This window comes from Synergistaceae bacterium, assembly GCA_031272035.1.
In the GTDB taxonomy this organism is placed as follows: domain Bacteria; phylum Synergistota; class Synergistia; order Synergistales; family Aminobacteriaceae; genus JAISSA01.
The window spans coordinates 1-22,384 of sequence record JAISUO010000011.1 but is presented as its reverse complement, the minus strand read 5'-3'; the positions used below and the strand labels follow the sequence as shown (position 1 = coordinate 22,384).

General features: G+C 57.4%; 20 protein-coding genes. 2 read left to right on the top strand and 18 right to left on the bottom strand.

The window, feature by feature from the left end:
- Positions 1-126 precede the first annotated feature (126 nt).
- The 14 genes from LBR61_01095 to LBR61_01030 all read right to left on the bottom strand — a co-directional run bounded on the left by LBR61_01095 (position 127) and on the right by LBR61_01030 (position 17,554).
- Positions 127-1,335: a D-alanine--D-alanine ligase gene (locus tag LBR61_01095; protein MDR1730667.1), complete on the bottom strand. Its 1,209-nt coding sequence runs from the start codon at positions 1,333-1,335 to the stop codon at positions 127-129.
- Between the two features lie 80 nt (positions 1,336-1,415).
- A complete protein-coding gene (locus LBR61_01090; GenBank protein ID MDR1730666.1) occupies positions 1,416-3,026 on the bottom strand; it encodes a UDP-N-acetylmuramoyl-tripeptide--D-alanyl-D-alanine ligase in 1,611 nt (536 codons plus the stop codon).
- Positions 3,023-3,862: an alpha/beta hydrolase gene (locus LBR61_01085; GenBank protein MDR1730665.1), complete on the bottom strand. Its 840-nt coding sequence runs from the start codon at positions 3,860-3,862 to the stop codon at positions 3,023-3,025. Before LBR61_01085 ends, LBR61_01090 begins: the two co-directional genes overlap by 4 nt.
- Before the next feature lie 152 nt (positions 3,863-4,014).
- Positions 4,015-5,427 (bottom strand): hypothetical protein, encoded by a 1,413-nt coding sequence (locus tag LBR61_01080; protein ID MDR1730664.1) that lies wholly within the window; start codon positions 5,425-5,427, stop codon positions 4,015-4,017.
- 224 nt (positions 5,428-5,651) lie between these two features.
- Complete coding sequence (locus tag LBR61_01075) at positions 5,652-6,827, bottom strand: amidohydrolase (protein ID MDR1730663.1); 1,176 nt, start codon at positions 6,825-6,827, stop codon at positions 5,652-5,654.
- A 90-nt stretch (positions 6,828-6,917) separates the two neighbouring features.
- Positions 6,918-7,493: a transcriptional repressor gene (locus LBR61_01070; protein ID MDR1730662.1), complete on the bottom strand. Its 576-nt coding sequence runs from the start codon at positions 7,491-7,493 to the stop codon at positions 6,918-6,920.
- A gap of 17 nt (positions 7,494-7,510) precedes the next feature.
- Positions 7,511-9,391, bottom strand: a complete 1,881-nt coding sequence (locus LBR61_01065; protein MDR1730661.1) for an AAA family ATPase — start codon at positions 9,389-9,391, stop codon at positions 7,511-7,513.
- Positions 9,388-10,941, bottom strand: a complete 1,554-nt coding sequence (locus LBR61_01060) for a hypothetical protein (GenBank protein MDR1730660.1) — start codon at positions 10,939-10,941, stop codon at positions 9,388-9,390. Before LBR61_01060 ends, LBR61_01065 begins: the two co-directional genes overlap by 4 nt.
- A gap of 18 nt (positions 10,942-10,959) precedes the next feature.
- Positions 10,960-13,464, bottom strand: coding sequence for a protein kinase (locus tag LBR61_01055; GenBank protein ID MDR1730659.1), 2,505 nt, complete (start codon positions 13,462-13,464; stop codon positions 10,960-10,962).
- Positions 13,452-13,937 carry a hypothetical protein gene (locus tag LBR61_01050; protein MDR1730658.1) on the bottom strand — a complete coding sequence of 162 codons (486 nt, stop codon included), beginning with the start codon at positions 13,935-13,937 and terminating at the stop codon, positions 13,452-13,454. Before LBR61_01050 ends, LBR61_01055 begins: the two co-directional genes overlap by 13 nt.
- Positions 13,938-14,029: 92 nt before the next feature.
- The gene (gene tatC / locus LBR61_01045) at positions 14,030-14,740 is read right to left on the bottom strand and encodes a twin-arginine translocase subunit TatC (protein ID MDR1730657.1); all 711 of its coding nucleotides are present in this window, start codon (positions 14,738-14,740) and stop codon (positions 14,030-14,032) included.
- A 21-nt stretch (positions 14,741-14,761) separates the two neighbouring features.
- Positions 14,762-14,977, bottom strand: a complete 216-nt coding sequence (locus tag LBR61_01040; protein ID MDR1730656.1) for a twin-arginine translocase TatA/TatE family subunit — start codon at positions 14,975-14,977, stop codon at positions 14,762-14,764.
- 84 nt (positions 14,978-15,061) lie between these two features.
- A complete protein-coding gene (locus LBR61_01035; GenBank protein MDR1730655.1) occupies positions 15,062-16,591 on the bottom strand; it encodes a 4Fe-4S binding protein in 1,530 nt (509 codons plus the stop codon).
- A gap of 45 nt (positions 16,592-16,636) precedes the next feature.
- Complete coding sequence (locus LBR61_01030; protein ID MDR1730654.1) at positions 16,637-17,554, bottom strand: DUF362 domain-containing protein; 918 nt, start codon at positions 17,552-17,554, stop codon at positions 16,637-16,639.
- 238 nt (positions 17,555-17,792) lie between these two features.
- On the opposite strand from LBR61_01030, the gene LBR61_01025 reads away from it, so the two are divergent.
- Positions 17,793-18,287, top strand: coding sequence for a hypothetical protein (locus LBR61_01025; protein MDR1730653.1), 495 nt, complete (start codon positions 17,793-17,795; stop codon positions 18,285-18,287).
- Between the two features lie 212 nt (positions 18,288-18,499).
- A complete protein-coding gene (locus LBR61_01020; GenBank protein ID MDR1730652.1) occupies positions 18,500-18,979 on the top strand; it encodes a hypothetical protein in 480 nt (159 codons plus the stop codon).
- Between the two features lie 133 nt (positions 18,980-19,112).
- Here the strand turns inward: LBR61_01020 and citF are convergent, their stop codons facing one another.
- From citF to LBR61_01000, 4 genes are all read right to left on the bottom strand, one after another.
- Positions 19,113-20,657 (bottom strand): citrate lyase subunit alpha, encoded by a 1,545-nt coding sequence (gene citF / locus LBR61_01015; GenBank protein MDR1730651.1) that lies wholly within the window; start codon positions 20,655-20,657, stop codon positions 19,113-19,115.
- Between the two features lie 5 nt (positions 20,658-20,662).
- Entirely contained in the window at positions 20,663-21,556 is an 894-nt protein-coding gene (locus tag LBR61_01010) for an HpcH/HpaI aldolase/citrate lyase family protein (GenBank protein ID MDR1730650.1), read from the bottom strand.
- 3 nt (positions 21,557-21,559) lie between these two features.
- Entirely contained in the window at positions 21,560-21,847 is a 288-nt protein-coding gene (citD, locus tag LBR61_01005; protein MDR1730649.1) for a citrate lyase acyl carrier protein, read from the bottom strand.
- A gap of 57 nt (positions 21,848-21,904) precedes the next feature.
- Positions 21,905-22,384: 2-hydroxycarboxylate transporter family protein (locus tag LBR61_01000; GenBank protein ID MDR1730648.1), on the bottom strand; the 480-nt coding region annotated here is incomplete at its 5' end.

Below are 22,384 nucleotides of genomic sequence, written 5' to 3'. Positions count from 1 at the left end.
TTGACGGATTCTGCTTCGCCGTCAGACCGAGGGGGTACGTCAGCAGTGATGACGCGCCAACTTAAACGAGTGTTAGTGCAGAGGCTGGTGTAAAGATATGGAATCCCCCCGTCCTTTTTTCGTGAATCAGGAACGACTGCCGGAGAGTTTCGGGACCCCGGCCTTGCCGCCCTTGAGTCCTCCCGCCGCGAACCCGGCCAGGATGTTGGTGTCAAAGGAGTAAGAAATTTCGGCTTCTTCACGCTGTCGTTTGAAGGCAAGACGAACCATTTCGTCCAGAAGCCGCGCGTAAGGCATTCCAACGGGCTCCCACAGGTAGAAGGACAGAGAACCGGGGATGGTGTTGATCTCGTTGATCCAGATTTCTCCGCTCTCTCCGTTCATCAGGAAGTCCACCCTGGCGACGCCGTTGCAGCCCAGCGCCTGAAAAGCCTTTTGGGCGAGCTCCCGAATCCGGTCGCGAAGGTCGGGGGGAATCTCCGCGGGCAGTTTCCTCTTTGCAGCGCTCATGCCCTTTTTTGCGCCGCCGTCCCCCAGGTATTTGTCCGCGTAACTCAAAATTACGTCGTGGTTGATGGGTTCCTCGCACTCGGAAGCGGTCGCGGATTCCTGATCGCCCAGAACGGCGCAGTTGATTTCTCTCAAATGCGGTACGGCCGATTCCACCAGAGCCGTTTCGGCAAAGTGGAAAGCGTAGTCCAGAGCTTCCTTCAGTTCTTCTTCGTCGGCGGCCCTGCGGATTCCGACACTCGACCCCAGGTTCACCGGCTTCACGATCAAAGGCCAGGAAAAAGCGCTCCGGATCCGGGCAAACACCTGCTCTTTGCCGCTGTACCACTCTCTGGCGCGAAGCCGCAGACCGTCCAGAACCGGCAGGCCGTTGGCCTTCCAGATCGTTTTCATGGCGTACTTGTCCATGCCCAGCGCCGAGGCCGTCACATCGCATCCCACGAAGGGAAGGGACAGGGTCTTCAGATACCCCTGGAGGGCGCCGTCCTCCACGTTGGTTCCGTGGGTGATGGGAAACGCCAGGTCGATCTCCGCCTGAACGGAGTTGCCGAAGCGCTTCATGGGGTACTGCACCAGCAGATGCCGCTCTCCCTCCGAATACAGAAAAACCCTCCGGCTTTTTTTCAGAAGCGCCGGAATATCCCGATATTCTTCTATTTTGCCGACGTCTTCTCCGGTGTACATCTCCCCGTTTTTGGCGATGTAGACGGGAACGACGTCGTATTTTTCCCCGTCGAAGGCGTTAATGGCCTGTATTGCGGAAATAATGGAAACTTCGTGCTCTACGCTCTTTCCACCAAAAAAAACTCCCACTCGAATTTTCATCTGTTTATCCTCCCCACGCCGGTCGCTCTGACCACCTGTTTTTCGCTTCAGTTTCAATATTCCAGTTTCAATCTTCAGTTTTAATAATTATCCGGAAGGTCGTTTTCCAGCAGGACGATTTTCCGCTCGCCGTCCGTGTTCAGCGAGGCAACCCTGGCAAGTCCGGCGGCGAGGGTGTCCTCCACGTATATTTTATCTTCGGGGTACCCGGCTTTTTTCAGGCCACTCAGAATATTTTCCGTCTGAAGCTTCCCGATAAGAATCACGAAGTCGCAGACTTCCGCGGCCTGAGCGCCAAATTGTCCGGCGAGCTCGTCCTGCCGGCTCCCCAGTTCCACCATGCCGGGCGTCACCAGTATTTTGCGCCCGTCGAACAGAGCCAGCGCGTCCAGCGCGGCCTTCGCGCCGGTGACGTTGGAGTTGTAGGCGTCGTCGATGAGAATGTCTCTGCCGCTGCGGATCAGCTGCAGGCGGTGAGGGACGGGCTCCAGACGGCGCACCCCAATGACGATGTCGTTCCGGCCGACGCCCAGAAAATCCGCCGCGGCCACGGCCATGACGATGTTTTCGACGTTGTGCCTTCCGATCAGCGCCGTCTCGAAAGCCAGGTTCTCCCCGTCGGGCATCGTTACGAAAAAGGAGCTTCCCCCGGCTGAAACGCCGACGTCGTGCGCTCGGTAGTCGCAGTCTTCGGAGAACCCGCAGGCGACGCTTTTCATTTTGGGGCCGCTGTCCGCGCGGCGATTCCGTTCGGCCCGAATGCAGGCGTTGTTGAGGTTCAGGAATGCGGCGCCGCCCTCAGGGAGCGCGTCGGCCAGCTCGAATTTCGTCCGGACGACGTTCTCCAGGGACCTGAAGGACTCCAGATGCTGAGGCCCGATGGAGGTGATCACCCCGTGGGCCGGCTTCACCAGGTCGCAGATTTCTTTGATGTCTCCGACGTTTCTCGCGCCCATTTCGCAGATGAAAATTTCGTGCCAGGGCTTCAGGTTTTCCCTCACGGCCCGCACCACGCCCAGGGTGGTATTGTAATTTTCCGGGGTCATCAAAACGTTGTACTTCATCGAAAGCAGTTTATGCAGAAAAAATTTTGTGCTCGTTTTGCCATAACTTCCGGTCACTCCCAGAACCAGCAGCTTCGGGTGATCTCTCAGCAGCCGGCGGGCGTCGTCCACGTAACGGTTGTTGATCCATTTTTCGAGGGGGCTGTTGACGATGTTGGCCAGCAGGATGAAAAAAGGCGTGAGCATGTGCAGAAAAGCCAGCCAGAGGCCCCAGACCGCCAGGAAGGAGGCCGCGCCGTCTCCTCCCGCGTTCGCAAAGGACGGAGGCAGGAAGGCAAGGGCCGAAAGAAGAACCGCGTGCGTCGTCAGCAGCCTTTTGACGCGATTCGTGTACACCAGAGGTTTCTTCGCGGGATGGGATCGGGCGTACAGGAACTGCGCCAGAGCCTGTCCCGAAAAGCAGACGAACATCGCGCCCGGCGCAATCTGTGAATTGAGCCGAAAAATCAGCAGAAGCGGCAGAAGGAGAACGTTCCTTCCCAGCCAGCCGCGCCTGTGTCCGGCGAGCCAGCGAAGCTGAATCCCTATTTTGTAGGAATTTAACTGGAACATGTGCAGCGCGTGCAGGGTAAAAAGGCAGCAGCTGAAAAGAAACGCGGCGGACACAGGCGCGGTAGTCAGGCTCATGACGCGCTCTTCAGGCCGAGAAAGGAATCCAGCACTCGGCCAAAGATAAAAGGCTGATCCAGAAAGGAATAATGTCCGGCGTTTTTCAGAGTGACCAGCCCCGAATCAGGCACAAGGCGCTCCATGAGCTGCCCGTCGCCGAGGGGGGTCTCGCGGTCGTTTTCTCCCCAAATCAGAAGAGTTGGACAGGAAATGGAGGACAAAAAGGGCGTCAGGTCCTCGTTGATAATCTTTACGAAACATTCGCGCATTCGTGGAGACGCGTCGCGGTAGTCGGGAGAGGCATTTCTGCGCCGCCAGCTCTCCAGAAGGCCGGGAAAAAGTTTTTCCGCGGCGACGAGGCGGGCGACCTGCCGAACGCCTTTATAAACGGCCAGCCGCAGACGCTTTTTGAGCGTCATTCCGGGGCGGATTCCCGCGCTGTCCACGAGAATGATTTTGTGGAGGCGCAGGGGAAGCGTTTCTGAAGGAGGCGTTGCGCCGGACCTCGCCGCCAGCTTGATGATGATCCGGCCTCCGAAGGAGTGCCCGATCAAAACGGCCTCGCGGATGCCGAGCTTCTTCAGAAAGGAGCGGACAAAATCCGCGTAATCGTCCACTCCCCAGGCCGCGGGAGGTTCTTCGCTGCCTCCGAAGCCGGGAAGGTTGGGAGCGCAGACCCGACGGCAGTTCGACATGCGGTCCAGAAAGGGACGAAAAATCGAAAACTCCGAGCCCCAGCCGTGCAGAAACACCACCGCGTCTCCGGTTCCCTGGTCGTAATAGCGAAGGTCGAGACCTTCGAGTTTCATTGTTTTGACGCCTGACGTTTCATCGCGCATTTTATCGAGGCCCATCGCGTTCCCTGTCTCTCCGTTCAGTCTGTGCTTTATTATACCCTTCGAATCGCAGCCTCAGAACAGCCCGAAAAAAGCGAAACGCCCCCTCCGGTAAAATCCGGAAGAGGCGTCGCCTGTTTCAGAACAAATCCTGATACGTTTCGAAGTTTTTAGTAACCGATCTGAACCGCGATGTACAGGAAAATGAGGGACATGATGAACATCATGAGCATAAGGGGCCAGAAGAACTTATACCACCTGCCCAGAGGGATTTTTCCGTAGGCCAGGAAGATGTAGAGAGTTCCGAAGGTGAACCAGCCCATGTTCGCGATGCCGTCTCCGAACTGATAGGCCAGGGTCGCGGTCTGACGGGTCACTCCAACCATGTCGCAGAGGGGGATGATGATGGGCATGACCGCCATGGCCTTGCCGCTGCCCGAGGAGATAATTCCGTCCATGAGCAGGATGATGAGGAAGATGGCCACTGCGGAGCCGTAGGGAGAAAGCCCCTCCATGTACGCCGCGAACCAGTGAATGGTGGGGTCCAGCAGAGCGGTTTTGTCCAACATCCACTGAATGCTGCGGGCCACGCCCACCACCAGCGCGCCGGCCATGGCGTTTCTCGCTCCCGTCATGAAGGTCGTGACGAAGTCGTCAATGGAAAGCGTGCCGATGATGCCCGCCAGGATTCCCGCCGCGAAGAAGACCGCGCTCAGGTCGTTGATTCCCCACCTCCAGCCGGAGTTGGGAGACATGCCGTAGATCGAGACGGCGAAAGCGGCCACCAGAACCAGCAGACAGGCGAGATGTTTTCCCTGAAGTTTCGTGTCGCCGCCCGAGTAGCTGACCCGCAGGTCCGAGTCGTCGATTCCGATCATGTAGGAGCGCGAGGGATCCTTGTGCACCTTATGGGCGTACCACAGAAGGTGAGCCATGCCCACGACGCAGAAAATGAGGTACACGACGAAGCGGTATCCGAAGCCGGAGAACATCTCCAGTTCCGCCACCTGATGGGCGACGCCGACGGTATAGATGTTGGTGGGTCCCACGGCGAATCCCACGAGGGTGCCCAAAAAGACCACGCCCACAGCCGTCATGGCGTCATAGCCCAGCGCGAGAACCAGGGGAACCACCAACGGAACGAAGGGAATGGCGTTTTCAGCAAAACCGAGAAATCCGCCGAGAGCGGAGAAAAACGCGAACAGCACGCCCAGCATGATCATACTGCTGCCTTCATGCTGTTTCGAGTAGGACACCAGCTTCGAAACGCCCGCGGAAATCGTTCCGGTTTTGTTGAGGATTTCAATGGTGCCGCCCGTGATGAGGATGCAGAACACGATGCTCGCCGCCCCGATCAGTCCGTTGGGAATGGCGCGGAAGACATCGATGAAGGCGACGGATGTCCTGTCCACGGGATGATAGCTGTTGGCTATGACCAGCGTGCGACCATTGACCACCTGTCGCTCATAGGCCCCCGGCGAGACGAAAAACCACGCCACGTAGACGAGAACCACCACCGCAAACAGAATGAAAAACGGGTTTAAATCCAGACCTTTCTTCTTTGCTGCTGCTGCCTCCGACATAACGTTCCCTCCCTGTTGCAGTTTTCTCCCAACACCTCTGTCCGTCAGCGCCGTCACTCGCTTTACGTCATATTGCATATGGCCGGAAACAGGCTTCCGGAAAAGAATAGGGAGTTAATTATGCTTAAATTTAACACCCTAAAAAGATAAAAGTAAAGTCTTAAATTTAAATTAATATTGTGTATTGAAATTAAATTTAGAAATTTTACATAAAACGATAAATATTAAGCAAATGCCAGCGCGTTGCTGACGTGGACGCAGATTCCCACGGGCAGAGTTGCCAGGTCCACTCGAAAGGCGGGGTTGTGGAGGTTGGGCGGATCTTTCGCCTCCGGAGAGGAGCAGCCGATCCAGATGAGAGCGCCGGGGGCCTTCCGGAAATAAGCCCCTGCGTCCTCGCCGGTCATGAATGGCCTTTCGTACCGCACCGCGTTGTCCTTTCCCAGGGCGTCCGCGACGTTTTTGAGGACGAAATCCACCATCTTCGGGTCGTTGACGGTGGGATGGTAGCCCTTGTCCCGGAAATACTCGCATTCACAGCGATGGGCGGAGCAGATTCCCTCGGTCAGCTCTCCTATGCGTCGGGCGACGGTTTCCCGCACCTCCGTGGAAAAGGCCCGGAAGGTCCCCGACATCTCAACGGAACCGGGGATGACGTTCCAGGAGGAAGAAACCGTGTGAATTTCTCCCACCGTCACCACGCAGGGGTCAAGGGGGTCCAGTTCCCGGGCGGGAAGCAGGTTGAGAGCGGCCAGAAGCTCGGAAAGAGCCGGCGTCGGGTCGATGGCGGCCTGGGGCATGGCTCCGTGCCCGCCTCGTCCTCGAATGGTGATGACGAAGCGGTCCGTGGAGGCCATGGCATCCCGGGACTGAACCATCACCTTTCCCACGGGGTACAGGGGGGTCACGTGGGCGGCCAGAGAGGCGCTCACTCCCTCCATGACGCCGGCCTCGATCATCAGGGCGGCTCCTCCCGGCATGGGGCCCTCTTCCGCGGGCTGAAAGACGAAGCGGATGTTGGCCCGCAGTTTTTCGCGATGCAGGCTTAAATACCGGGCCGCGCCCAGCAGCATGGCCACGTGGGCGTCATGGCCGCAGGCGTGCATTTTGCCGGAGACGGTCGAGGCATAATCAAGACCGGAGGCCTCGTGAAGGGGCAGAGCGTCCATATCCGCGCGCAACATCAGCATCTTCGCGTTGGAGTGCACCAGGAGATCTCCCGTAACGCCTGTTTTTCCCACTCCGGTTCTGATTTTCTCCAGCCCGAAAGACTGGAGCTCCTGGGCGATGAAGTCCGACGTGGCGTGTTCCTCAAAGCCCAACTCCGGGAAACGATGCAGGTGCTTGAAATAATTTTCCGCTTCTTCCCGACAACTTTCCACATCCCTGAGCGAAACCATTTTCTTCCCTCCGTTTCTTCTCCGTTCACCGTCCGGCGATCCGCGGGGGCGACCGCAGGTCTGCGCGGGCAGTCTCCGTCCCTCCGGGTTTTATACTGTTTTCTGCTGCCGCGGCAGGCAGGCGGCGCAAAGTCCTCGAAACTGCACCAGAACTTCATCGACACGTCCCGCTCCCTCCGTAACCGGGGGAAAAATCTCCTTTTCAGCGGGGACGTCCTCAATTGCGCCGCAGCGGGTGCAGACAAAATGCCAGTGCTCCGTCAGGCGGGCGTCGTAGACGTCACAGGCTCCAAAACCGGTCAGGCGCTTCACCAGCCCTTTTCCGGCCAGCAGTGAAAGAGCCCGGTAGACCGTATTCAGCGAAACCGCCGGCAGTGACTCCCGTATGCTCTCGTAAACCTGTTCCGCCGTAATGTGGTCCCGGCAGTCGGCTCTTTCACGAACTTTTCTGTAGACGGCAATGCGCTGGTTCGTCATTTTCAGGCCCGCGTTTCGGAAAACGCTCTCCAGTTCCTCAATGGGAACCGACTGAGGAATTGATTTGGAAATCGCTTTGGAGCCGGCGTTTCCGGTTTTTTTCGAGCCCCTTCTCTTTTTTTCTTCCGTCCTGTCTTCCGTCCTGTTTTCTTTCATTCTGTCTTCTCTCATCCCGTTTTCTCTCGTCATAAATCGCTCGTCCCCCTTTACGGGTTCGCCTCCAGTGCGATATCCCAGCCTTCCGGCGTCTCTCTGACGTCTCTCACGATGTAAAGCCTGTTTCCTTCTTTTTCTTCTTTTCCGGCGGTCTGGTCCTGAAGCTCGCAGAGCCTGCGGGAAAGCGGGTTCATGAAAAACGCCTCCAGGCTGCTGCCGATGCCCCGCCCTCCCATGGAGAGGTCCGAACAGGCCAAATCGGCTATCCGGTCCAGAGTATCGCCGTCAAACCGTATTTCCAGTCCGTAGCTGTCGCTCAGGCGGAAAAGAACGTTATCCATCATCCGGTCGAAGATTTTGCGGGCCGTGTCCGCCCGGATGAAGTCGAACACCACGATATTTTTGCCGAGGCGATTCAAAATTTCCGGACGATTGATCCGATACCTGAAAAAGTCGTCGATGGCCCCGCCGATTTTCTCCGCGATGCGGGAATAGGGCATGTCCGGCGTCACCCGGGCCCGCTTCGTCCCGTCGGGAAGCTGCTCGAACATGCCGAGATTGCTGGTGAACACGATCAGGCTCTCGGAGAAGTACACGGTTTCCCCCCGTCCGGAGGTCAGGCGGCCGTCGTCCAGTATCTGGAGAAAGATGTCCAGAATCTTCGGGTGAGCCTTTTCCACTTCATCGAAGAGAATCACCGAAAAGGGATTTTGCCGGACGGCGTTGGTCAGCTCGCCTCCCACGTCATATCCCACGTAGCCGGGGGGCGCCCCCAGGAGGCGCTGGTTGGCGTGCTCATGGCCGAATTCGCTCATGTCGAAACGGATGTAATGGGTGGAAGAGCCGAAAATCAGCTCCGTAATGGCTTTGGCCAGCTCGGTTTTGCCGACGCCGGTGGGCCCGGCGAGGAACAGGATGCCCTTCGGCCTCTGAGAAAATCGCGAAAACTGCGCCCCCGAAAGGTTGAACCGGGAACGCTTCAGGATGTCGGACGCGTGCCGCACCGCCGCGGTCTGCCCCATGACCCGGGACGACAGAAATTTCTCCGCTCCCAGAATTTTTTCTCTGTCGAGCTTTTCCCACATGTTCTCCTGAATACCCAGTTTGTAGCGTCGGATGGTGTCGCCGATCTGGCCGAAGGGCAGCTGTTCGTGCCATGCCATTTGAGCGATGGCCGCGATTTCTTCCGCCAGAAGCCCCGTGGTCTGATCCCGGAAAAGCGCCAGATTCGCCCGGCGTTCCTCTCCGTTCAGCGTGTCGTAGCCCGGAATCTTCGGGGACACGGCCTCCACCACGCAGCGCCGGACTTCGTTGTCGGGCCGGGGAATGGGAAGCACGCGGATTTTCGGGTTATCCAGCGTGTACCAGGGGGGCAGGTCGTTCTCCTTGTCCATAATCCAGAAGACGGGGTTGTAACGGGGTCGGGGGCGTTCTCCGTTTGCCGGAGTCAGAGGCGCCATGCGGGGGACGCTCTCCAGGGACAGGCGGAACATGCGATAGAAAAAGGGCTCCGTGTCGTTTTCGCAGAGGTCCTTCAGTCGGGATGCAAAACGCAGGAGAATCGCCGTGTGTCCCAGAGAGCTCTCCGTCAGAGCCGTCACAATCTCCGCCGCCCGTTCCAGCGTCGCGGGCAGCGCTCCGGCGGAGGGGAGGGTGTACCCCGTCAGCCGTTTGAACAGTTCGACATCTCCGAAAAGCAGGGAAAAACCCGTCAGGGGCTCGTACTTCACCGTCAGGGCGGCCCCTCGGTTCGTCAGAAGCTCCTTCAGGCAGTCCGGCAGTGACAGCGTGGTCATGCCTCCCGTCAGGAGGGCGGGAAAAACGTCGTTCACGTTGCCGTAAAGCAAAAACTGGGGTTTGATCGCCAGAAAACGGTCGATCTCCCGCATCCATCGAGGACTCGTAAAGGTTTCTTCTTCAAAAAGGCTCATGGCCGTTTCACCCCTTCATCAGCGGTTTTTTCGGCCAGAGTCGGCCTGCGGAGCTTTTCCTTCCGGCGCTTTTTCGCGGCCGGATTACGGTCCACCACCACCAGAACTTCGGACTCTTCCGGCTCCTGACGAACCGGCAGGTCGAAAGGAACGCCCTGTTCTCTCATTTTTTCGAGAAAACGGTCGAAATCCTCACACCATTTTTTCCCGACCTCCAGGTCCTTTTGCCTCTGATACGCGCCGGCCGCGTTTTTTTCCGCCTCGTCGGCCACAGTTCGCACCAGGCGGACGGCGACTTCTCCGTGATTTCCGGCCCGGATCATGACCTGATACCCCTCATAGGGGGACTCCAGGTACTGCACCCGATCCGGGGCCAGAGCGGAGAGCTCCGCCTCTGAAGACGTCCCGTCCGGGGGGACCGCGCCTTTCGATGTTTCATCCGGTGTTTCATCCGTGAGCAGTTCGTACCCCAGTTCGTTCAGGACGTCGCCCACTTTTTGCGCCAGAAGGGCATCGGCGATGTCCTCGTTTTGGGAGAACACGAAACGGCAGACGTCCTCGTACAGGGACATGAAGGCTTCCCGGTCAATGTATTTTCCGCCGCACAGGGTTTCGCACCGGCGGGAGAGGGCCTCCGCCTCCCGTGCAAAATCCCGGCCCGGAATTTGGGCGGCCTGCACCAGGGTGTAAAGCTCCTCAAGTTTTTCACGGAAAAGCCCCGTCAGGGCCTCCCGCTCACGAAGTCGGGAACAGGTGACGCGAACCTGACGGCGCAAAAGGTCCAGCCGCTCAGGAAAGGGGGTGTCGGCGGCAAGTCCCTCCAGAAGTGGACGCAGTTTTTCCCCCTCCCAGGAATCCATTTGGGCGATACGGTCGGCCCGGTCGCGAATTTCTGCGATGCAGGCCCGAATGTCGTCCTGGGGCTGGCCCCTTCCCGCGAAAATTTCTTCCGCCGGGTAAAGCGTTTCTTTCAGGGCGTCCGCGCCCTGATCCGCCGCGATGGAGGCCAGACCCTCCATCTCCGCCAGTTCCTCCAGAAGAATCTGAAGGTTTGAAAGTCGCTCGGAGGCCGACAGCCCCTCCGGGTTTTTCAATTTTTTCTCCAGCCGGTCCAGGACGTTTTCCCAGGAGGGAATCTTTTTCTCCCGCAGCAGCGACAGTTTTTCCGCCGCGTCCTTCTGTCGCCGGCGGCACTGTTCCTCGTCCAGCGCCTCTTCACGGCAGCGGCGGCGCAGGCTGTGAAGTTCCGCCAGGACGGAGGCCGGGTCGTCCCGCTCCAGCCGCCGGTCCAGGTTCAGCCGGAAGTTTTGGAGCTCTTCGTTCAGTTTTTCTCTGGCGGCGCTTCGATCGCGGTCTCGCGGTTCTCCATCATAGCCCGTTTCCGCCGAAATGTCCTCCAGCATCTTTTGCTTCAGCGCCGCCAGGTTTCCGGCCTTCGATTTGAAAAAAGACCCTTCAAAACCGGCCGCAGCCGCTCCCATGCCCGCCGAAAGCAACAGGGCCTGCAGGAGGGAAAACGATCCGTAGGCCGCGATCACGCAAACGCTCATCGAGATTTCACCTCTTTATCATGGAGCGGAGCCGAGCCAGCCGGCGCATAGCTCCGAGATTCTGGAAAAAATGCCCCTCATGCGGCGCTGAAAAAACATAAAATACGCGCAGCATCCGGCCATGACTCCCGTTGCCGGAGGGAACAGCCGGGGGAACGCGGCGAGAAACAGGTTGAAAAACAAAAACGTTCCCAAAACGGCGAAAATCGGCAGGACAAGGTAATAGTCGGGATTTTTCCGCTGCCGCGGGTTCTCCTCGCCGGCCTCTTTGCCGGAATTCCATCCCGGCGTCCGGTTTCTCTGAAGCCTGCGGAAAGCGTGGGGATCCACCGTGAAAAGCGCGGCGACCAGCCCTCCCACCACGGCGATGATGAAAACCGTCTGAAGGAGAAAGGCCCCGCCCACTCCCGCGACAAGGTGAATGATCCACAGAACCAGGGCTCCCGTGGAACCCCATACGAGATACATGACATTTCTTCCCTTCTGCAGAGTCCGGCGCGTTCGGAAAAGCTCGGAGAGCCGGGCCAGAAAAAGGGTGTCTCTGGGGCCGATCTTCTCGTTCCTCAGAGCCCTGAGACGGCTTAAAGCCTTGGAAACGGCGGCGCTCTCCAGATCGCTGCGGCTGGGCAGAAGGGCATCCGGGCTCTCCGGAGGCAGGGGCAGGGTGTCCAGAGCCTCGATGGCCGCGCTCAAATGGGCCATCACCGCGGGGGTGTGGCCGAGGCAGATCACCCTGGCATGAGCTTTGTATTCCTCGAAGGACATGTCTCTGGTGGCGAATCCCAGCGGTCCGCCGCCGCTTCCCTGTGGGATCAGAAGGCCCTCGTCCTGCAGTTCGTTCAGGCGTTTCAGTCCCCAGGCGAAGGTTTCGGAGCTGTCGAAAGCCCTGCGGATGCAGTCGGGGATCAGATAAAGCACGTCCAGATTGGCCAGAGTTTCGCTGCGGATGGGAGCCGCGCCGATGTGGTTCAGCACGGAGAACAGCCCGATTTCGTTGTCGAGGTCCACGTCTTTGGGCCAGATAAAATCCTTTGGGGAGGCCGCCGCCTCGAAGCAGGCCCACTGCTCTTCCGCCGTCCTGTTGAGCATGACGGGGAAAATCGCTTCCAGCACGGGATCCTGCCGCTGAGTGAGCTCCGTGTATTCCTCGTAGAGCGTCTTCAGAGTTCCGTCGCCCAGCATACGCACGATCCGGCCCTCCGAGTATCCCGCCTCCCGTCGGGCCACGCGGGACAGGAAAAGACGAAGGTTGTTGGCGTCGATCACCCGCCCCAGGTAGACAAAGGGCCCCTTCACGAAGGTGTGTACGAAGTGGAACAGCGCCCGTTCGGAGTCCATGGTGTCGGCCGCGTTCCCCAGGTCCACCGCCTCGTCGAAAAGCATGTTGTTTTCCATCCACTGCCGGATATAGCGGAGATACTGCGCCGCCATGGCCCAGGGCTGATCCCGCTGACAGATGGCCGCCGCCAGTTCCTCCAGAGTGTAAAGATCCCGTCCCTCGAAGCGGAAGGGCTGCGTTTCCCGTTTCGGAGCGAAAGCGGAAGGGGCGGGGGCCTCGTACCAGACGGGGATGTCCCGTTCGCCGGCCAGCCAGCGCAGAACCTCGGCGTAACCCCAGCGTCTGACGTCGTCTTTTGTCAGCAGGCCCTTCAACAGCAGCCGCCAGTTGTCGTCCAAAAAGGAGGGGATCTCCACGTTCCCCACGGTGAGGCGGTGAATGATCTGGGAGTCCATCAGCCCCTCCAGAGGGTGAGCCCCCGCCAGAAGCTCCAGAATGATCATCCCCAGCCCCCACCAGTCGCAGGGGCGTCCCACCATTCGGCTGAAGGCCTCCGGGGCCCAGTACATGGGAGTTCCCTTCAGGGTGGTCATCTTTCGGGAAACGTCGGAGGCCACGATGGAGGCGATGCCGAAGTCCGTCAGCACCAGGTCCACGGGGTCGAGGCTGCGAACCAGCACGTTTCCGGGTTTGATGTCGCAGTGGATAATGTCGTTTTTGTGGAGGCAGTGGATCGCCTCCGCCAGTTCGGAAACCAGGCTTCGAATGAAGTCCGGACGGCGCTTTCGCTCTTCCGGTATATCCTTCAGGGAGCCCAGTGGAAAATATTCCTGCAATTCGTACCAACGGCCGGTCTGCTCGTCGAACCCCGCGTCCCTGAATACGACGAAACATTCGCTGTGAGCCCTGCTGATCTCGCCGATCCGGTTCAGAACCTCGATTTTTGGCTCCATGCGGTGTCTGTAGAGTTTCAGGATGTGACGTTCGCCCTCCCGCTCCAGGATGTAAATGTCGGCCTCCGCGCCTTTTGTGGGCAGCTGCTCCAGAACGGCGTACCCCCGGAACGTTTCCCTTCCGTCGATTTTCGCGATTCCGGACGGGGAGGGCTCGTCGGGGGACGCGAGAGTTCCCTCCCGAACCGTCAGTTCTCCGGCCGGCGGACCCGCTTCCCCCTCCCGAAGGGTTTGTTCCGCGTTGTCCCGGGACGTTTCCCGGATGGTGGCGTCCGTGGTTATCTCCGCCATCGGGGGCGCCCTCCGGGAAACATTCCCAGCATGAAGCGGAAGAATCCGTGCCATCTTTCGGCCCTGGCGGGTTCGAGGCTGTCAAAGGCCGACAGAAAGGCCACGAAGGTGACGACGCTCCACAGGGACAGCGCCAGACTGAAGGTCCCCAGCATGGCGTACAGCCCCCTTATGAGCAGATAAGTTCCGAATGCGGCGGCGGCCTGCGAAAACAGAAGGCTCCATGGCACCCGCAGAGTCAGAAAAAGGGTTCTGGCGATCACAAAGACGGCGAAAGCTGCCGTCGTCCGCCAGGCGGCTGAGTTGAGGTCGAAAAGAAAAGTCCGGCCCGGCAGGGTTTCCGTCGCGATTCCCGAGTACAGGGAGAACACCGAACACAGAGTTCCGCCCGCAAAGGACAAAAGCACCAGCATCGGTACGCCGATGAGGACCGTCGCGAAAAACGCGGGCCGTCCAAAGTACTCTTTCAGCATTACGCACAACTCCCCGCAATTTTCTTTGGAATATTACACTTCAATAAAATCGCATTTTGCGAAATTAACAATAGTATTTCATGATTTTTATTCTACTTCATTTTCGGCCTGTTATACAGAGCGCGTCCCAGAAAGAGAGCTCCTTCGAACAGGAGATAGAGAGGGACGCCCAACATGACCTGAGAGGCGACGTCCGGGGGAGTCAGGACGCCGGCCAGAAAAAAAATGAGAATGACGACGTGGGGGCGATAACGGGCGACGCGCTCGGGAGAGACCAGCCCCACGGCGAAGGCGGCCAGCAGAAACAGCGGCATCTGGAGCAGGAGCCCCGAGGCCAGCATCAGGTCGAACAGGAGTTTCAGATAGTCCTTCAGCCCCCAGAGGGGTTCCACTCCGTCCCCCGCGCCGAAGGACAGAAAGAACCTGAACACCGGCGGGGCCATGAAGCGATAACACAGCGCCGCCCCCGACGCAAAAAGCAGAGGAACCAGAAACAGCGCCACGGCGGCGTAACGGTATTCTCTGCCCCGGAGGCCCGGCCAAAGGAACAGCGCCGTTTGCAGACAAAAAAACGGAGTCGTGAAAACCACTCCGGTCCAGACCGACAGGGAAAGGTGCGTCATAAATTTTTCCGCCGGGGCGAAGGTATGGAGCTTCACGCCGAAACGGGCCACCGGCTCCGTCAGAAAGGCGGCGAGATGGGCCGAAAAAAAGAAAGCCGCCAGAGATGCCGCGAAAAACACGATTAAAACGGCAATAATCCGTTTCCGCAGCTCTTCCAGATGTTCTTCCCATTCGTCCATGTATAACGGTGTCCTGCGGGGTCAGACGCGCTTCGTTCCGCCGTTGTCCCCGTCTTCCGCGTTTCCCTGAGCTCTGGCGCCGGAATCGGTTTCACCGTTCTTCATCCCGTTCAGGCCCGCCCGAAATTCCCGCAGGGCGTTACCCGCGGCGCGCCCCACCTCGGGAAGGCGCTTCGGTCCGAAAAACAGCAGCAGCAATATAATCAGAAGGAAAATTTCGCCCATTCCCAGGTTCAAAGCACGTCACTCCTTTTGTGTTTGCATTTCGAATTTTACGACCCGTCAGGTCTCAGATTCAGAACTCAAATTCAAAACTCAAATTCAGAACGGAAAATCGTCCCCTGAGGCCGGAAGCGAGGGAAGACCTTCGTCGTCGTCCTCGCCGGGCCGCATTCCCGGAGTCCGGACCTGTACCGCCACTCCGCGCACCGCGAAAGCCTTCGGCAGGGCCGGACAGACCTGCAGACAGCCGCCGCATCCGATACAGTAAAGGGGGTCGAAAACGGGGGCCGTCAGGTTCGACCCGTCCTTCAGCGGTTCCATCCGAAGGGCGTGGGTGGGGCAGACCTCAGCGCAGGCTCCGCAGGACTCCCGTCGGGTGATGACCACGCAGTTCTTCCGGTGAAGGTCCGACAGGGCGATTCTCGTCCGCCGCTTCTCTTCTGCGTCGTGAAACGGGCGCAGGGCGTGAGCCGGACAGGCGTTGGAACATTCCCTGCAGTTGTACTGACAGTAGCCCCGACTGTAATCCAGCTCCGGCCAGGAGGTTCTGTCGATGCGGACGATGCCGGAAGGACAGGCCGCGACGCAGGCGCCGCACCGAATGCAGCGGGACAGAAAATCCTCCCTGTTCCCAGCGCCGGGGGGCATGACGTTTTCCATAAACTCCGGTTCAGCCAGGCCCGCCTCCCCGGAAGCGGGCTCCGCGGCGGCGCCTGCGCCTGAGGAACGCAGCGCGCGGAAGGTCGCCCCTCCCAGGTACAGCAGACCGGATGCCCCCGCGAAAAAAGCCGCTCTGTCATGAAAAATCTGAAAAAAAGCCCGACGTTTCGACGGGGAGAGACTTCCCGCGCATCCGTAGTCAAGAGCGCCCATCGCGCAGTGCGCCGCGCAGTTCAGGCAGAGGACGCAGCGCTCCCGATCCAGGGTTTTGTTCGACGCGTCGATGCAGCGCATGGGGCAGAGAGCTTCGCAGTTGCCGCAGCCGACGCAGAGGTCCGGCCGCAGGGTCATGCCCAGGGGAGCCGTTCGGGCGCACAGCCCGAGGAGAGTCCCCAGGGGACACCAGTCGCAGAAACGGCGTCCCTGAAAGAAGGCGAACCCCAAAACCGCCCCGAACATTCCGAGAGCACCCAGAAAGAAGGGCCCCACAGGCTGTCCGGCGACGAGGGCGTATAAACCGCGGACTCCACGGCCGAAATTCGACAGAGGATCCATCACGACAAACAGCGGCCACAGTGAAAAAATCAGCCCGACTCCGGCCAGCGCCGGCAGGAAGTATCGAAGCCGCGAGGGGGGAGCGTACCGTCCCTTCGCCGCCAGTTTCAAAAGGCCGCCGCTCTTCCAGGCCAAAAGCTGCAGGGTTCCGAAGGGGCACAGAAAAGAGCAGTACCATCGCCCCAACAGGAGGGAAATCAGCAGGATCCCCAGAACGACGAGACTCGTGACGCCGCCGGACATCAGCGCCCCCGTGAACTGCGCAGCCGTCAGATCGGCGCGAAGGTCGCTCCACATCTGGCGGGAGGAGGTGAACGTCCGGAGGAAAAGAAGGAGAATACCCAATGACACGAATATTCGGCACCAGAAGAACATTCGGTATCCGAGACGTTTGCGTTTCGCGGCGACGGCCATGTTTTCGAAAACCTCCGCAGATTAGCAGATAAATTGCAGATTAAATTAAAGAACGATCCGGTCGATCCTGAGTTTTGTCAGGTCGATTTCTCCAGCTCCGGCCTCCGCGGCGAATCGGATGTGAGGGACGTCGGCGGGCTCGCGCCCCAGCAGTTTGGCGGAAGCGGCGTCGGCGGCCACGATGTCCGGGGAGAGAATCTGCATTTTCATCTCCGCCACGTCGGAAGCGGAACCGCCTCGAGGGCCGTGCCGGGTGATGACGCGCCAGGCGTCCACGACGCTGAGATCGGGTTTTCGAGCCTGAAGGAAGTCCGCAATGCAGTTCTGAAGGCCCTGAGCGTGATAATCCATGCGGTTCCACACGCAGCCCATCAGATTTTTCATGGCGATGCTGACCCCCGCTCCGCCGTGATGCTTCAACACGGGCACGCTGACAAGGACGTCGCACTCCAGAAGGGTCTCGTGAATTTGGGTCGTTTTCAGAACCTTTCCCTTCACGTCGATTTTCTGATAATATTTCGCGTCCTCCGAGGGCGCGTAAACTCCTCCGGCCGATTTTACGGCCGCGCCGATTCCGCTGCCCGCCAGAGAATTTTCCCAGTATTCAATGGAGTGATCCATCACCCAGACCCGTTTGGCCCCTCCGTCCAGACAGTGCTTTACAATGCGCGCCACCAGAGCCGGCGAGGTGTTGGCCGCGCCCTCCAGAGGCGTGTCCCAGGAGATATTGGGTTTGATCACCACGGTCTGTCCAGGCTTCACGAAACGTCCAATGCCCCCCAGCGCCGCTATTCCCCTGTCGAACATGACCTCCGGAGCGGCTCCCTTCAAAGCCACGAGATCGGGATATTTCTCCTCGGCCAGCGCCTTTGACAGGCCGTTCCGGAACCCCTTCGGCAGGAAGAGCAAACCCACTCCCAGTCCGAGATTCAACGATTTTTTCAGAAACTCGCGCCGCTCCATCGATGCAACCCCCTGTCCCCATGCCTGTATTAGTAGATTTAATTTTGAGTCTTTACCCTTTCGTATTGTAAACTACTTCACGTAACAAATATGGAAAATTTGTGGGAATTTTGGTGACCGCTGTGAGATAATAGAGTTCCGTGAGAACGGTGCACTTTGCGAAAAATCGATAAACTGGCTGAACGCCTGAGCTCTGAGTTTTGATAAGTTTGGTGAAATCCGGCACGGAGGTAAGGCGATGTGGACTAAACCGGATGAGGAGGATTTGCTCCCTCTCTTTATGCAGGAAACGATGGGACTGTGCAAAGCCGTGGCAGTATATTTTGGAATACCCCTTCTCACGGCGGCGATGCTCCTGCACGCTCAGGGAAGGTCCCTGAGGTTTCTTTTGCCATGGTACGGTCAGGTGCTGCGGTCCATTTTCACGTCCCAGAATCTTTTTTATCTTTTGCACGTGGGGCCCGCGATGATAATGAGATTCGTCAGCGGAAAACGTTTCAGCGGGAAAACGGCTGTGACTGTCGCGCTGTGTTTTGATTTGCTGGCGATCCTGATCGTCTATCCTGTTCGTCCGATCGTTCAAAATCCTTCGCTCTTGAAGAACATTTTTCTTTTTGCGGCAATTCCACCTCTGCTGACCGCGTTTTGTACGCTGCGCATCAATCGTCTGCAGATTTCAGGGGGACTGGTAATTCTTGTTTTTCTCGGTCTGTTGTGTCAAAAATTTTTTTAGGAGGCAGAGTCATGTTCGGCCGTAAGCGACGCGAATACGAATCATACGAGCAGGAAGACGAATCACAAAATTTCTGGAATTCCGGAATGACCGGTAACCGGGAAGAATACGAAAAATACCTGCTTATCAAGCAAAGCCTCGAAGACGGGCGTGTACGGCGAGGCTCCCGACGAAGACATGGGAGGTCCCGTACAAGGAGCGGAGTTTCTCTGTTGGCGTTCTATCCGGGGATGAAACTGGGGCTGCTGTTGCTGCTGGTGGTCAACGCCACGGAGGTCGCCGTGGCCTGGGGACGTCAGAATGGCTCTTTCCTTCAGTCGGCGATTTACTGGGGCGTCGCGTCGCTTTTGATCTTCTGGTATTACGCGCTGAGAGACGCGGGCAACGGTTCTCTTGTGATTTTCGACCACTATCTGGGGGGGCTGCCTCTCCCTCGTTCTCTGCCTTTTTGGGCTTTTTTGCTGGGGTGGGTGTTTTCCGGTTTGGACCTGAGCAATTTCAAAGCCTGGGTTCCCTGGATTGAAACCGTATCCCGGTGGTGCCGGTATCCCATCAACTGCACGGCGTTTCTAACCATGGATTTGCCCCGTATTCCGCTTATGGTTCGAGCGTTTGGAACGATTTTGATGGTGGGATCCGGCTGTCTCATTCTCCTGGACCTCTTTGCGGGCCGTTGGATTGGAGAAGACTAGTCAAAAGGTTGAAAATTCCCGTTGCAACGGACGGCCTCTTTATGAAACGGAGCCTTTTCCCAAACCAAAGGAGAAGGCCCCGTTTTTTGAGTCATGTCAACAGAAATATTGCCCTGCCTGAATCTTCACGTCTCTAAGAATTTTTCTGGTAAATCACATCCAGGATCGTTCCATCCCGATATTCTACGAGACCGACTATTTTTTCTCCCATTTGAACCGGAGCGGGTTTTCCGCTGATATTTTCCGCCATCTTCTTCAGGTCTCGAATATCCACGATGGGCAGTCCACCTTTACGAAGGTTTTCCGTCAGTTCCTTTTTCAGCGGATTGACGGCAATACCTCGTTCGGTCACAATGACGTCGATCGTCTCACCCGGCGACGAAACCAGATTGACACGATCTACGATCATAGGGATGCGGCCCCGCAGAAGCGGGGTAACAATGATCGACACTTTAGCCCCGGCAGCCGTATCCTGATGTCCGCCGATTCCGTGTAACATCACGCCGTCGGCTTCAGAAGTGACGTTGACGTTGAAATCCGTGTCTATTTCCGTGGCGCCCAGAACGACAAAATCCAGCATCGAGGCGACGCAGCCTTTGGTATGAAGATTGGCGTAATGTCCGGCGCTCATCTCCAAATGACCGGGGTTTCGAGCCAGAGAAGCCACGGCTTTCAGGTCGAACGACTGCGTATCAAGCAAAGTTCTGAAAAGTCCTTCTTCAAGCATATCGACAAAATATCCCGTAATTCCTCCCGAACCGAAGCTTCCTGTAATACCGTTCCGTTTCATTTTTTCCCGGACGTATGCCGCCGCGGCCAGAGAGGTTCCACCCGCACCGGCCTGGAAGGAAAATCCATTTTGAAAGAAGCCCGAATGTTCAATAACCTGGGCTGCCGTTTCGGCAATACGCAGTCGAATCGGATCACGGGTAATTTTTAAAGTGCCGGAAACGATTTTTTCCGGTATTCCTATTTTGTCGATTTTTACCACCCAGTCCACCTTGCTGTGGGGGATCGATATCGGTGCGGCAGGAAAATCTACAAGATTGTCCGTCACGGCAATGACGGTTTTGGCGTATTCGGCATCGACCATCGGATACCCCAGGGCGCCGCAGGCAGAAGGGCCGCCGGTGCCGTTGATATTTCCTGCCGCGTCAGCTGTGGGTGCTGCGATGATGGCAATATCGACAGGCTCGTCTCCCGCTTCGATTGCCCTCACCCGTCCGCCGTGTGACCGGGCCACGAAAGGTTCCCGGAGCTTTCCGGCGGATATGGCACGTCCGACAATTCCGTCAATTCCGCCGGAAATACGACGAACGATTCCCCGTTCAATATCTTCACATAAAAACTTCTGACAGGGGAAAACAGCGGAGGGTGCCAGACGCAAATCCCTGATTCCCAGTTTTCGGATGACGTCAAAAACCTGCTCCATCACCAAATCTCCATCCCGCATGTGGTGATGGAAGGACAATGTCATTCCATCACGTATTCCGGCGCGCTTCAGGGCCTCTTCAATAGAAGGGAGAAGTTTGTCGCTTTCGGAGGCGCGGTGACACGGAATTTTTACGGGAGCTTTGTTTCCCTCCGGCACAGTGGCGTAAGCGCCTGCAAAAGGCTTGACTTTGCCGTACCCTTCCAGCTCTTCCGGAATCAGACGACCGATCGAGTTCTTCAACATTGATTTCACCTCGTCTCCAGTTTAACGCCTGCGGCCTGTGCCATCTCAATGACCTTTCTGGCGCGAATCTCAACCGGAGCGTCGATCATTTTTCCGTTCAGAGAAACAACTCCAGCCTGTCGCCGGTTTGCTTCCTCGATAGCCTCGAGAACTCTCAGCGCATGTTCAATCTCTCTGTCTGACGGAGTGAAAACTTTGTTGATAATTCCGACCTGACGGGGGTGAATGGCGAATTTTCCGTCATAACCCATATTCATGACATATACCGATTCTTCAGTGAGTCCCTCGTCGTTATTGATGTCCGAATAAACCGTATCCAGGGCCTGAATACCAATTTTTCTGGCGACAACAACTATTTTTTCACGAGCATAAGTAAATTCTGAGGGATTGAGTGTTCTTTTTGCCCGCAGATCGGTTGCGTAGTCTTCGGCGCCGAACTCAAGGCTGACCGTTCGGGAACTGGCCTCTGCAATTTCCTCTAAATTGTAAATTCCGTTTGCCGTTTCTATCAGCAGCATCAGTTTTGTGCTTCCCCTGGGCAGATTATTTTTTTCTTCTATTTCGCCGATCAATTGATCCGCTTTTTGAACATATTCCGCACTTTCGGCTTTAGGAAGACGGATGCCCGCAGGAGCGCAGGGAATAATGGTTTCCAAATCCTCCACAGCAAAGGGAGTCGTCAGTGCGTTGATGCGCACAGTTATTTCCGTGTTTTCGAAATCGATTCGGCGCAGCGCATTTCGCACGAGGATTCTCGTCGCGTCCTTTTCGTTCACCGCGATGGAGTCTTCGAGGTCAAGCGCTATAGTATCCGCCCCATAGAGCGCTGCGTTGAACATCATTGCGGGATTGCTTCCGGGAATGTAAAGGCCGCTTCGACGCAGTTTGTTGTCTCCCATCGCTCACACCCCCTTTTTCAGCGCAAGTGCCCGCCGCGCCGCGGCTTCAACTCTGGCGCGAACCGTAAAGTCCAGCGCGCCCCGGTCCTGAATTTGAACCAGAGCATTTTCCACACGAAGTTCCGCAAGAACCTCTTTTGTGGCATCCTCTATCGCTTTGCCGAACATCTCCAAAGCAGGGCTGTGGATTTCTATCTCCAGACCCTGTTTCCCCTTGTCCAGATAAACCGTTGCCATCAGGTCACAGGACTCCAGAGTTCCAGCCCTTCCAAAAAGTTCAGTCGTCGCCAAAATCTCTCAACTCCTTTTGTATTTATTTAATGAGAGAATTTATCACACACGCCTCTTTTAAAAAAACATGCGTAAGAGAATACTTTGAATAATCAGTATCAGAGCGCCGCCCAGGCGGGAGGACATTTGCGCGAAGGGCATCAAATTCATTCGATGCGCGGCAGACAGGCAGGCGACATCACCAGTCCCTCCCTGATTTGCCATACAAAGCCCCGCGGTGAGGGCCGACTCGACAAAGTAAAATTTCACGAGCATTCCGACCGCGCCTGCGGCGAAAGCGGCCGTGGCCACCACTGCCAGGCAAATGACAAAGAAGGAGACCGTTCCCAGTGCGCCCAGCAGTTCCTGAATGCTGAGAAGCGCTATGCCGCACCCCACCATAAGTGCGTAGGTCATGGTTTGAGAAACGAGGGCGTACCATTTTTGAGCGATAAACTGGATTTCCACAGGAACGATGTTACAGATTTTCATAACGACAAGAGCGATGATCATCAAAGCATATGGGTGGATCGCCGGAATCAATACTCCTAAGATAAG